Annotated in this window: 7 protein-coding genes and 1 pseudogene; 3 read left to right on the top strand and 5 right to left on the bottom strand. The window is 65.6% G+C overall.

Going from position 1 to position 12,355, the window contains the following annotated elements:
* Window positions 1-4: 4 nt before the first annotated feature.
* Window positions 5-913, bottom strand: coding sequence for a tetratricopeptide repeat protein (locus Y882_RS12715; protein ID WP_082121105.1), 909 nt, complete (start codon window positions 911-913; stop codon window positions 5-7).
* A 131-nt stretch (window positions 914-1,044) separates the two neighbouring features.
* Window positions 1,045-1,941, bottom strand: a complete 897-nt coding sequence (locus Y882_RS12710; protein ID WP_052949982.1) for a tetratricopeptide repeat protein — start codon at window positions 1,939-1,941, stop codon at window positions 1,045-1,047.
* 193 nt (window positions 1,942-2,134) lie between these two features.
* Between Y882_RS12710 and Y882_RS12705 the strand changes: the two genes are divergently transcribed.
* Window positions 2,135-2,320: a hypothetical protein gene (locus tag Y882_RS12705; protein ID WP_046972304.1), complete on the top strand. Its 186-nt coding sequence runs from the start codon at window positions 2,135-2,137 to the stop codon at window positions 2,318-2,320.
* Between the two features lie 63 nt (window positions 2,321-2,383).
* Here the strand turns inward: Y882_RS12705 and Y882_RS12700 are convergent, their stop codons facing one another.
* From Y882_RS12700 to Y882_RS12690, 3 genes and pseudogenes are all read right to left on the bottom strand, one after another.
* Complete coding sequence (locus Y882_RS12700; RefSeq protein WP_046972303.1) at window positions 2,384-3,991, bottom strand: carboxyl transferase domain-containing protein; 1,608 nt, start codon at window positions 3,989-3,991, stop codon at window positions 2,384-2,386.
* Window positions 3,992-4,182: 191 nt separating this feature from the next.
* Window positions 4,183-4,443: pseudogene (locus tag Y882_RS12695) on the bottom strand (hypothetical protein); the annotation flags it as partial.
* A 146-nt stretch (window positions 4,444-4,589) separates the two neighbouring features.
* Window positions 4,590-5,774 carry an acetyl-CoA C-acyltransferase gene (locus tag Y882_RS12690; RefSeq protein ID WP_046972302.1) on the bottom strand — a complete coding sequence of 395 codons (1,185 nt, stop codon included), beginning with the start codon at window positions 5,772-5,774 and terminating at the stop codon, window positions 4,590-4,592.
* Window positions 5,775-5,999: 225 nt separating this feature from the next.
* Between Y882_RS12690 and Y882_RS12685 the strand changes: the two genes are divergently transcribed.
* Complete coding sequence (locus Y882_RS12685; protein WP_046972301.1) at window positions 6,000-8,822, top strand: autotransporter serine protease; 2,823 nt, start codon at window positions 6,000-6,002, stop codon at window positions 8,820-8,822.
* 206 nt (window positions 8,823-9,028) lie between these two features.
* Window positions 9,029-11,926: a S8 family serine peptidase gene (locus Y882_RS12680; protein WP_244466340.1), complete on the top strand. Its 2,898-nt coding sequence runs from the start codon at window positions 9,029-9,031 to the stop codon at window positions 11,924-11,926.
* Window positions 11,927-12,355: the final 429 nt, after the last annotated feature.

Below are 12,355 nucleotides of genomic sequence, written 5' to 3'. Positions count from 1 at the left end.
CGCCTTACTGGCGGTTGCCCGGCAGCTCCATCGGCGGATTGATCTTGCGCAAGGATGGATCGTCAGACTTCACCGGTGTGAGTATGCCCACCGTCACCGTGCCCGAGAGCAGATACGACGTGAATTTCGGATCGTAGGGATCCGTGCTCGCACGCAACTGTTGATAGGCGATGACGCCATCGGTCTGGTGCACGCCGGTAACCTCGCCAGCGGTAAAGGCCTGCATGCCGCCGATGCCCACGTCGTAGTTGATCGGCGACTCATGGCTGTTCCTGCCCGTCGTGCCACCGACGACCAGATGCGGCGCCGCCGAGCCGACCCTTGATCCCGTCGCCGACATCAGCACTTCGCGCCAACGCGCCTTGGCGCGCACCAGGGCGGTGGCATCGCCGTAGGTGGGCAGCAGTTCGCGCCAGATCACATTGGCCTCATCGAACTGCTCCGGCGTGAGGTGCGCATACAGCAATTGCTTGGCATAGACGTATTGGGTGTCGTTGCGCTCGGCTGCCAGGGCAAACCACGCCATGGCACGCGGCAGGTCGACCGGCGAGCCGAGGCCGTTGAGATACAACACGCCCAGGTTGTATTCGGCGGGTTTGTACGCCCACGAGGCCGATACCTTGTACATCGCGATGGCGTGCTCGTAGTCGTGCTTCTGATTGGCCAGCGCGCCCAGGTAGAAGAAGTATTCGCCCGGCCGGCCATCGTCCTCGGGCCGGTTGAACGGATCGGTGCGGCTGGTGGGAACGTCCGGCGTGGCCCGGTAGCTCACCACTTTGGGCTGGGACGTCTGGGCATCGATAGGGATGGTGGGTAGCGCCGTATCCGTGGCGTGCAGGCCGGGGCAGAACCACAGTCCGGCGCATGCCAACAGGGATAACGGAGTCTGCATCAGGTGATTTCGCACAGTCATGGCGACACCTCGCATCGTCTGCAGGGGAAGGCAGCAGAACCAAGCTACTCCCAACCGCTGCACCGGGCAATTGCACCCGGGCGCATCGCCGGACGATGAGGGCACGCGGACCCGCGTGGCACGCCCGTCGGCTACGGATGCGTGCCGTCGTCGCTGTCCTTCTTGGCCGTCTGGTCGCTGCTGGCGGCACCGTCTTTGGCCTGCACCTGCGACAACGGACCCACCGTGGCCTGGCCCGTCACCGGCATGACCTTGGGGTCGTAGGGATTGTCGGTGGAACGCAGCGCCTGATAGGCCACGGATCCATCGCCCTGGTGCACGCCGGCCACCTCGGCGGGGTTGCCGCTGACGTGGCCGCCGTCGTGGAAATCGTAGTTCGGTGAATTCATATGGTTGGGCGTGCCATCGGCGCCGCCGACCATGACATGGGCGGCCGATGACCCAACACGCGAGCCCGTGGCGTTCTGCCGCGCCTCGCGCCAGCGCGACTTGGCGCGGGGCAGGGCAGCTTCATCGCCATAGGTGGGCAGCAGGTCGCGCCAGATCACGTTGGCCTGGTCGTATTGCTCAGGCGACATATGGCTGTACACCAGCTGGCGCGCACGCACGTACTGCGCATCGTCGCGTTCCGCCGCCAACGCCATCCACGCCAGTGCATGCGGGAGATCCACCGGCCCGCCTTGTCCGCTCAGGTACATCACGCCCAGGTTGTACTCGGCGGGCTTGTACGCCCATGAGGCGGACACTTTGTACATCGCCATGGCGTGCTCGTAGTCGCCTTTTTTGACCGCCTGCACGCCAAGCGCAAAGTAGTACTCGCCCGGTCGGCCATCGTCGGTGGGCTGGTTGAACGAGCGGCTGTTGTCTTCGCTGCGGTCGCTGACGGTGACGGGCGCCGCGGCGATCGGTTTCGTATCGATGGGGATGGTCTTGAGCGCCGTGTCGTTGCTGGCGATCGCCACGGAACCACACAGCATCAGGGCAACCAGGAGCGACGCAAAGAGCGCGGAACGTTTCTGCACAGCCATGGGAGTCCTTCCTAAGCCTGCATGAGACAACGGGTCGGCAAAACCTACTATCAGCCGCCATGGAGACGCAATGTGCTTGCCGTTCCGCGGGCCAGGGCGGACAGCAAGTTCTTGCCGAGCCTGGGCACATCGATGCCCCAGCGCCATTGAGACCAGGCGCGGCTAGAATGCGCCGATCCCACAGGAGCCACCCATGCAGCACACGCCCAACACCGAGTCGGCCGTGCCAGACGGCGACCTCTCCGACGTCACCACCTCGCCGACGCACGTGCATCACCCGGCCGGTCACAACGTGGTCGACACGCTCGACTTCGCCGGGCACGACGAAGTGGACCACGACACCGCACTGCGCGAGTCCTCGTTGCGCGTTCCGCGCTGACGCCAACCGGCAAGCTTTGAACATGCTGCGCCTGCCCTGGGTTGGCAGGCGCATGAGTGTCCACTACATGCGGAACACGCCGTAGCGCTGCGGTTCGATCGGCGCATTGAGCGAGGCGGAAATCGCCAGGCCGAGCACGCGGCGCGTATCGGCCGGATCGATGATGCCGTCGTCCCATAGGCGCGCGCTGGCGTAATAGGGATGACCCTGGCGTTCGTACTGGTCGCGGATCGGTGCCTTGAAGGCCTCCTCTTCCTCCGCGCTCCAGCTTTTGCCGCCCGCTTCGATGCCGTCGCGACGCACCGTCGCAAGCACCGAGGCGGCCTGCTCGCCGCCCATCACGCTGATGCGGGCGTTCGGCCACATCCACAGGAAGCGCGCGCCATAGGCGCGGCCGCACATGGCGTAATTGCCGGCGCCGAAGCTGCCGCCGATCACCACGGTGAACTTGGGCACGTGCGAGCACGCCACCGCGGTCACCATCTTGGCGCCGTCCTTGGCGATGCCGGCGTTCTCGTATTTCTTGCCGACCATGAAGCCGGTGATGTTCTGCAGGAACACCAGCGGCACGTTGCGCTGGTTGCACAGTTCGATGAAGTGGGCGCCCTTGAGCGCCGACTCGGAGAACAGGATGCCGTTGTTGGCGATGATGCCCACCGGATAGCCGTGGATATGCGCAAAGCCGCACACCAGGGTCTTGCCGTAGCGCGCCTTGAACTCGTGGAACTCCGAGCCGTCCACGATGCGTGCAATGACTTCGCGGATATCGAACGGACGGCGGTTGTCCTGCGGGATCACCCCGTACAGTTCCTCGGCGGCATGCAGCGGCTCGCACGGCGCGCGCAGGGCCAGCGGCATGTCCTTCTTGCGATTGAGGCTGGCCACGATGTCGCGCGCGATGGACAGCGCGTGGGCATCGTTCTCGGCGTAGTGGTCGGCCACGCCCGAAACAGACGTATGGACATCCGCGCCGCCCAGCGCCTCGGCATCGACCACCTCGCCGGTGGCGGCCTTCACCAGCGGCGGACCACCCAGGAAGATGGTGCCCTGCTCGCGCACGATGATGGTCTCGTCGCTCATCGCCGGCACATAGGCGCCGCCGGCAGTGCACGAGCCCATCACCACGGCGATCTGCGGAATGCCCAGGCCCGACATGCGCGCCTGGTTGTAGAAAATGCGGCCGAAGTGTTCCTTGTCCGGAAACACCTCGTCCTGCAGCGGCAGGAAGGCGCCGCCGGAGTCGACCAGGTAGATGCAGGGCAGGCGGTTCTCCAGCGCGACTTCCTGCGCCCGCAGATGCTTCTTCACCGTGATCGGGAAATACGTGCCGCCCTTGACGGTGGCGTCATTGGCGACCACCACCACCTCCAGCCCGTTGACGCGGCCAATGCCGGTGATGATGCCGGCCGCCGGCGCCGCATCGTCGTACATGCCATGGGCGGCCAGCGGCGAGAGTTCGAGGAAGGGCGAGCCGGGATCGAGCAGGGCGCGGATGCGTTCGCGCGGCAGCAGTTTGCCGCGGGCGGTGTGCTTCGCGCGGGCCTTCTCGCCGCCGCCTTCGGCACTGCGGGCCAGCTCGCGGTGCAGGTCGTCCACCAGCCCCTTCAGCTGCGCGCTGCTCGCCTGGAAATCCGGGGCGCGGGGGTCGATCTGGGACGCGATGACACTCATGGGCTAAGGCTGCCGTTGGTGGGGAGCGTCGATCATAGCGGCCCATGGCCGATGGCTAAATCGGCGTCGCAGCATAGGGGGCGCGTACTTTCACTTAGGCAAAAGCGTGGGCGCTGCTTTTCATAGGTCCAAAAAAAAACCGGCCGCACAAGGCGGCCGGTTTTAGAAGTACACGAGTGTACTTAGTGACCAGCGGTCGACGCAGCAGCCGGAGCAGCAGCGGTCGAAGCCGGGGTCGGCGCCGGCTGTTCGGCCGGAGCAGCAGCGGTCGAAGCGGGAGCTGCGGCCGGAGCCTCTGCCGGAGCAGCAGCAGCCTTCTGAGCCTGGTCAGCAGCCTGCTGAGCCTGGTCAGCCGACTTCTGAGCGTCCTGCGCGGAATCCTGCGCGCCGTTGCTGCAAGCCGCCAGCAGCGCGACGAGCGCAGAGGCGAGAAGGGTACGCGTGAACTTCATGTTGAATCTCCTTTGCCGTGGAATGCCGTTTGGCGGGCGTATTAATAGCGCTTTCGCGGAAAATCCGCCACATGTTTGTGTAAACGGGCAAAAATGGTTAACCCCGCTTTCATCGGCGGCCTTGGGCAGGACCGCCAATCAAGGGCTTAGTCCAGCAGTTCCACCGCAACGGCGGTGGCTTCGCCACCACCAATGCACAGTGAGGCCACGCCGCGCTTGAGGCCGCGGGTCTTCAAGGCATTGAGCAGGGTGACCACCAGGCGAGCGCCGCTGGCGCCGATCGGATGGCCCAGTGCGCAGGCGCCGCCGTTGACGTTGATCTTGTCGCGCGAGATGTCCAGCTCGCGCATGGCGGCCATGGCCACCACGGCGAAGGCTTCGTTGACCTCATAGAGGTCCACGTCGCTGGCCTTCCAGCCGGCCTTCTCCAGCACCTTATGCAGTGCGCCGACCGGCGCGGTGGTGAACCACTCCGGTTCCTGCGAATGCGTAGCGTGGGCGACGATGCGGGCGAGAGGCTTGAGCCCACGCGTCTTTGCGTCATCGGCTGACAACAGAACCAGTGCTGCAGCGCCATCGGAGATGCTCGAAGAGCTGGCGGCCGTGATGGTGCCATTCTCCTTGCGGAACGCCGGCTTCAAGGACGAGATCTTGCTGGTGTCCGAACGGCCCGGCTGCTCGTCGGTGTCGACCGTGATGTCGCCCTTGCGGCTGGAGACGGTGACCGGAACGATTTCGTCGGCGAAGGCACCATTGGCCTGGGCGGCCTTGGCGCGGTCCACCGACTCCTTCGAATAGGTGTCCTGCTCTTCGCGGGTGAAGTGGTACTTGTCGGCGCACAGCTCGCCGAACACGCCCATGGCCTTGCCGTCGTACGGGTTGGTCAGGCCATCCCACGCCATGTGGTCGACCAGGGTGCCGTCGCCGTAGCGGATGCCGGTGCGTGCATTGACCATATGCGGTGCATTGGTCATCGACTCCATGCCACCGGCCACCACCACCGAGGCCGAACCGGCCTTGATGAGGTCATGGCCCAGCATGATCGCCTTCATGCCCGAACCGCAGACCTTGTTGATGGTCGTGCAGCCGGCAGCCACCGGCAGGCCGGCGCCCAGGGAGGCCTGGCGGGCAGGAGCCTGGCCGAGGTTGGCGGGCAGCACGCAACCCATGATGACTTCGCTGACATCGGCGGGCGCCAGGCCGGACTGCTCGATCGCGGCACGGATGGCGGTGGCACCCAGGGTGGGGGTGGGTACGCCGGTGAACTGGCCGAGGAAGGAGCCAATGGCAGTGCGCTTGGCACCGACGATGACAACGCTGACGTCCGACATGGGGATCTCCGCAAGTACTTGATGGGGCGAGGCCCCGGTTTAATCCGAGAATTATCGCAGCCCGCCAGTAACCGGGGCAAACCGGTCCTATTTGCGATACCAGCGGGATCTTGCAGGCATTTAGTTGCGATTTCGTTGTGCAAATATGGAGGCACGCGCGGCCGATACCAGGGAGACGCGCGCGCGGCAGTCATCTTGAACGCGATTCAGTGGGGCGGGGGCCTTATGAATACCGTGATGCAAGGCTTGCGGGGCCGTCGTGGCGCGGCATGGGTCTGTCTGGCCCTGGGCTTGAGCGCCTGCGGGGGCGGCGGTGGCAACACCAGGCCCTCGCCGCCGGCGCCAGCACCTGCGCCAGCGCCAGCGCCCCCACCGGCTTCCACCGCACCGCCGCCGCCGATCGACGCGCAATTGACCCTGACCAACACCAATGCCGCGCATGCAGCCGGTTACACCGGGGCAGGCGTGACCATCGGCGTGGTCGATACCGGCGTCACTTCCACCCATCCGGCCCTGGCGGGGCGGGTGATCAAGGAACTCACTTACGTCAATCCCGCGACCAATAACCTCAAGGTGGATGACGTCAACGGCCACGGCACCTACGTGGCCGAGATCGCCGCGGGCAAGCCCTTTGGCCAGTTCGTCGGCGGCATCGCGCCGGGCGCGAGCATCGTCTCCGCGCGCATCATCGACGACAGTGCGCCCGACGATAACGGCACCACGCCGCCCGCGCCGGTGACGTCGTCCGATGCGATACCGCTGGGCCAGGTCAACGCCGATCTGATCGCCAACGGCGTCAAGGTGATGAACAACTCCTGGGGCGGCATCAGCTGGAGCGCCAGCGACACGGCCACCACCCAGGGCTTCCACGATGCGTACAACACCTTCATCAACAGCTGGGGCGGCCTGGTGGTGTTTGCGGCGGGCAACGATTCGCAGGCCAATCCCAGCAGCATCGCCGCGCTGCCGAGCCTGGCGCCGGACCTGGCAAAAGGCTGGTTGACCGTGGTGGCGATCAACAGCAACAGCCCCACCCAGCTGGATGGTTATTCGAACAAATGCGGCATCGCCATGAACTACTGCCTGGCCGCGCCCGGCGATGTGATCGTGAGCGGCAAGAGCGATACCAGCACCGCCAACGAAACCTATTGGATCGTCGAAGGGACGTCGCTGGCCGCACCGCAGGTCTCTGGCGCAGCGGCGCTGGTATGGCAGGCCTATCCGTATTTCAGCAACGATCTGGTGCGCCAGACCTTGCTCGGTACCGCCGATCCGCTGGGCGGCTCGCAGCCGAACGCCACCTTTGGTTACGGCGAGCTCGACGTCGGCAAGGCGGTCAATGGACCGCAGCAATTCAACTGGGGCGATGTCACCGTCAGCTTCAGCGGCAGCTCGAACTGGAACAACCCCATCTCCGGCGCCGGTGGTCTGATCAAACAGGGCACGGGCACGCTGACGCTCACTCAGCCTTCCAGCTATACCGGCCTGACCCAGGTGCAGGGCGGCATGCTGGTGGCCGCATCGCTGGCTTCGAGCGTGAGCATCGGCGCTCAAGGCGTGCTCAGCGGCACGCCGTCCATCGGTGGATCGGTCACCAATGCCGGCGTGCTGGCCGTGGCCGGTACCGACGTCAACGTCACGGGCAACTACGCGCAACAGGCGGGTGGTCGCCTGGCTGTATCGCTGGGCTCGGCGCTGCGCGTGGGCGGGGCGGCGACGCTCGGTGGCGGCGACCTTTACGTCACCGGCATCAACTCGGGTTATCAAGCCAATGCGCATACCGATGTGCTGACAGCCAAGGCCGGCCTCTCCGGCACGTTCTCGGCGCTGAATGTGGCCACCGGCGTCCTGCTCAGCGCCACGCTCAACTACAACAGCACCGACGCATGGTTGAACGTGAGCCAGGTGCAGGCCACGGCGGTGACGGGGATGACCTATACGCCGGCATCGTTCGGCGCCGCGCAGCGTGTCGATGGCGCGTTCAATCAGATCAACACACAGGTGAGCTCGGGCACCACGGTTACCGGCAATCCGCTGCCGACGTCCTTCATCAACGGCGCGGCGAGCCTGCAGCAGACCGCCTCGACCAGCGCCTTGCAGCAATCGTTGAATTCACTGTCGGGCCAGTTGCATGCCGCCAGTGCGGCCATGACCTTCGATGCGATGGATGCAGGCACGCGCGCACTATCGAAACGCTTCGACCAGTTGGGCGATGTGTACAGCGCCGGTGGCTGGACGCAGACGCTGGGCAGTTACGGCAGCATGGATCGCAGTGGCTACAACAGCGTGGGCTACGACCTCAGCGGCTGGATGGCGGGCCAGGATCGTCGCGTGGGCAGCAATGGCGTCATGGGTTTTGCGGTCAGCCAAAGCCAGGATCTGGGGCGCCTCGACGAATTCGCCGACCAGGGCCGCAGCCGCGCGGTGGAAGGCATGCTCTACGGCGGATTCGTGCAGAACCAGTGGTATGCGATGGGACGACTGGGCATGGGCTCATATCGCGAGGACATGCGTCGCCATCTCGAACTGGGCAGCGATGTGGAAGGCGTCGCCAGCGATACCAACGGTACCTACGATATTGCCTACGGCGAGAGCGGCTACCGCATGCAGTGGGCCGGTGTGCACATCACGCCCTACGCCAATCTGCAGTACGCCAATATCTGCACCGATGGCTTCGACGAACTCGGCGGCGCTGGCTTCGGATTGAAGGCCGCCTCGCAGAGCATCGAGCGCTGGCAGGCAGGCGCCGGCCTGCGCGCGGGTCGCGACTGGACCTTGCCTGGCGGCGGCAGACTGAGCGTGCAGGCGCACATGCTGTGGCAGCGCGCCTTCAGCATGCGCGGCGATGTGCTCGATGCGAGTTTTGCGGTGCTCAACCAATGGGCGCCGGTCGGTGGCATCGGCCTGTCACGCTATGGCGGCGACGCCGGGCTGAGCGTGGACTGGGCGATCTCGCCTCGCTCCAGCCTGTCGCTGGGGATGGACCAGTACGTTGCCGAGCATGAGCACGGCAAGATGGACACGCTGGCCTATCGCCTCTCGTTCTGACCCCCAATGGCGGCAAAACATCCAGCCCGCCCTCCGGTAATGCGGGCTCTTCGTCCTGTGCGCCCGTCGAAATTTTCAACACGATCTTGTGCCAAGATTAGCCAGGGAGGTGCTGGCGGAGTCCAGTAAGAGGCCGCCGCGCCATGGATGCAAGGGATGCCCTAAGGGGGCGCGCAGGGGGAACAATGGAGAATGGTCTCGGCGGAATGCGTTTCCGCCAGGTTTCCGTGTTGGTGTGGATGGCCCTGGGCGTCAGCGCCTGTGGTGGCGGGGCCAACGGCAATGTGAAGCCGGCGCCGGCCTATGTGCCGCCAGGTCCGGGCTATGCGCCGCCAGGTTCGGGTTACACGCCGCCCACGGGTCCAGGCTCGGGCGGCAGCACCACACCGCCTACCACGCCACCCACCACGCCGCCGCTCGCGCAGCCGCCGATCGACGCGCAGCTGTCGCTGACCAACACCGGTGCCGCCCACGCGGCCGGTTTCACTGGCACGGGCGTGACCATCGGCGTGGTCGACAGCGGCATCATGCGCAACCACCCCGCGCTGGCAGGCAAGGTCACCCAAGAGCTGACCTATATCGACCCGGCCACCAACAACCTATCGGTCGACGATGTCATCGGCCACGGCACCTGGGTTTCGGAGATTGCCGCCGGCAACGCTTTCGACAAATTCGCCGGCGGCATCGCACCGGGCGCCAAACTGGTGTCGGCACGCATCATTTCCGACAAGGCGCCGGACGATGACGGCTCCACGCCGCCGTCCACGGTATCGGCGCAGGACGCCGTGCCGTTCGGCTACATCAACCAGGACTTGATCAACGCCGGCGTCAAGGTGATGAACAACTCCTGGGGTGGCATCACCTGGGACGCGGGCGACACCGCCACGACCAAGGGTTTCCACGATGCCTACGCGCCGTTCGTCAATGGCGGCGGGCTGGTGGTGTTTGCCGCAGGCAACGATTCACTGCCCAACCCCAGCACCATCGCCGCGCTGCCCAGCATGCCTGGCGCGGAGGACCTGCAGAAGGGCTGGCTGGCCGTGGTCGCGCTGGACAGCAGCAACCCCACGCAGCTGGCGAGCTATTCCAACAAGTGCGGCGTGGCCATGAACTACTGCCTGGCCGCACCCGGCAACGTGATCGTCAGCGGCAAGGACGACACCACCAGCAACCAGACTTACTGGATCGTCGAAGGCACCTCGCTGTCGGCGCCTATCGTGTCCGGCGCGGCCGCGGTGGTGTGGCAGGCATTCCCGTACTTCACCAACGACCAGGTGCGCCAGACCTTGCTCGGTACCGCCGACGACCTCGGCGCCCCGGGCGTGGACACCACCTTTGGTTACGGCGAGCTCAACGTCGGCAAGGCGATCCTGGGGCCGGCCAAGTTCGACTGGGGCAATTTCGACGTCACGCTCAACATCAATTCCACCTGGGGCAATGCAATCAGTGGCGCGGGCGGCCTGACCAAGGAAGGCACCGGCACGCTGACGCTGACCCAGGACCCGACCTATACCGGCGACACCTTCATCGAGCAGGGCACGCTGGTCGCGCCGTCGATTGCCGGCAAGCTCTACATCGACCACGTCGATGCCGTGATGAGCGGCGCGCACAGCTTCGGTTCGGACGTCCAGAACCTGGGCACGCTGGTGGTGGCCGGTGGCGACGTGCACATCAGCGGCAGCTACTACCAGGGCTTCACCGCAACGGACGGCCAAACCGGTCGACTGGCACTTGAGCTGGGACGCACGCTTACCATCGATGGCCAGGCCTGGCTCACCGGCGGCAATCTGTACGTGATCGGCGCCAAACAAGGCTATGTGGCCAACTCCCACACCGACGTGCTCACCGCCAAGGGCGGACTCACCGGCCAGTTCACGGGGCTGGACGTGGCCTCCGGCGTGCTGCTTTCGGCCACGCTCAACTACGACAGCACCAGCGCGTGGCTCAACGTGACCCAGGTGCAGGCCAGTGCGGTCAGTGGCATGACCTACACCACGGCGTCGTACGGTGCCGCACAGCGTGTCGACAACGCGTTCGGTGCGATCAACTCGCAGCTGGGGCAGGGCACGTCATCCGCCGGCGGTACGCCGGTGGGCGCCGACTTCATGCATGCCGCGGCAAACCTGCAGCAGACGCAGACCACCGCCGCCCTGCAGCAGTCGCTGGAAAGTCTCTCGGGCCAGCTGCACGCCGCCAGCGCGGCGATGACGTTCGAAGCGATCGATGCCGGCACGCGCGCGCTGTCGGATCACTTCGACGGGCTGGTCGACACGCGCACCACCGGCGGCTGGGCACAGACGCTCGGTTACCACGGCAGCATGAGCCGCAGCGGTTATGGCGATGTGGGCTACGACCTCAGCGGATGGATGGCCGGCCAGGATCGCAAGCTCGGCAGCAACGGCGTGCTGGGTTTTGCCGTGAGCCAGAGCCAGGGCCTGGGACGTCTCGCCGAGTTCGCGGACCAGGGCAAGAGCAACGCTGTCGAAGGCATGCTCTACGGCGGCGTGATGCAGGACAACTGGTACAGCATGGGCCGGCTCGGCTACGGCACCTACCGCGAGGACATGCGCCGTCACCTCGAGCTGGGCACCGATGTGTCAGGCGTGGCCAGCGACACCAACGGCCGCTACACCGTCGCCTATGGCGAAAGCGGCCTGCGCACGTCGTTGGGCGGCCTCCAGGTCACGCCGTACGCCAACATGCAGTACGCGCACATCCAGCGCGATGGCTTCAACGAACTGGGCGGCTACGGCTTTGGCCTCAAGAGCGGCGAGCAGGACGTGGAACGCTGGCAGGCCGGCTTCGGTGTGCGCGCGGGCCATACCTGGTCGCTCGCCGGCGGCGGCAGTCTCGGTCTTCAGGCGCGCGCGCAGTGGCAGCAGGCTTTTGCCATGCACGGCGATGTGTTCGATGCGAGCTTCACTGGGGTGGACCAGTGGGCGCCTGTCGGCGGCGTGGGGCTGTCGCGTTACGAAGGGCAGGTGGGCTTGTCGCTGGACTGGACGATGTCGGCGCGCTCCAGCCTGCAGTTCGGGATGGATCAGTATTTTGGGCAGAACAGCCAGGGCATGATGGGGACGCTCAACTATCGGCTGAATTTCTGAGCTTGCCTCTCTCCCTCTCCCCGTCGGGGAGAGGGTTGGGGTGAGGGGCGGGTGCTCGCGGGAACGTTTCCACTTCGTCATCCCGGCGCAGGCCGGAGGCGCTTTTCAACAGCCGCATGGCTGGTCACCCAGCTCTTGATCGTCATCTCTGCGAAGGCAGGGATCCAGTGACTTTGCGCTCGGTCGTCGCGTTACCGCCAGCGTGCCGCCTGCGCGGCGGGCGTTTCGACTGCCTGCCGGCAGCCGAGTCACTTTTCTTTTGCTGGCCCAAAAGAAACGTAACCCAAAGAAAATGGCCTGATAACGCCCGCAGCATCGTGTTGGGATAAGCCCGAGCGCTTGAGGCACGCCGTCAGGGGACAACCTCCGAGGGTACACAGAGGTACCTCAAAGCGCTGCGCAACGCGCCCGAATCGCTGAGGACTTAAA

Origin of the sequence: Dyella japonica DSM 16301 (genome assembly GCF_001010355.1) — a bacterium.
Taxonomy (GTDB): domain Bacteria; phylum Pseudomonadota; class Gammaproteobacteria; order Xanthomonadales; family Rhodanobacteraceae; genus Dyella; species Dyella japonica.
The sequence above is the reverse complement of the archived record's forward strand: the minus strand, read 5'-3'. Positions and strand labels throughout refer to the sequence as shown.

Bases quoted from the DNA above. Each gene is read 5' to 3' on its own strand.
- Y882_RS12715 (WP_082121105.1), bottom strand. From the start codon at position 913: ATGACTGTGCGAAATCACCTGATGCAGACTCCGTTATCCCTGTTGGCA.
- Y882_RS12710 (WP_052949982.1), bottom strand. From the start codon at position 1,941: ATGGCTGTGCAGAAACGTTCCGCGCTCTTTGCGTCGCTCCTGGTTGCC.
- Y882_RS12705 (WP_046972304.1), top strand. From the start codon at position 2,135: ATGCAGCACACGCCCAACACCGAGTCGGCCGTGCCAGACGGCGACCTC.
- Y882_RS12700 (WP_046972303.1), bottom strand. From the start codon at position 3,991: ATGAGTGTCATCGCGTCCCAGATCGACCCCCGCGCCCCGGATTTCCAG.
- Y882_RS12690 (WP_046972302.1), bottom strand. From the start codon at position 5,774: ATGTCGGACGTCAGCGTTGTCATCGTCGGTGCCAAGCGCACTGCCATT.
- Y882_RS12685 (WP_046972301.1), top strand. From the start codon at position 6,000: ATGAATACCGTGATGCAAGGCTTGCGGGGCCGTCGTGGCGCGGCATGG.
- Y882_RS12680 (WP_244466340.1), top strand. From the start codon at position 9,029: ATGCGTTTCCGCCAGGTTTCCGTGTTGGTGTGGATGGCCCTGGGCGTC.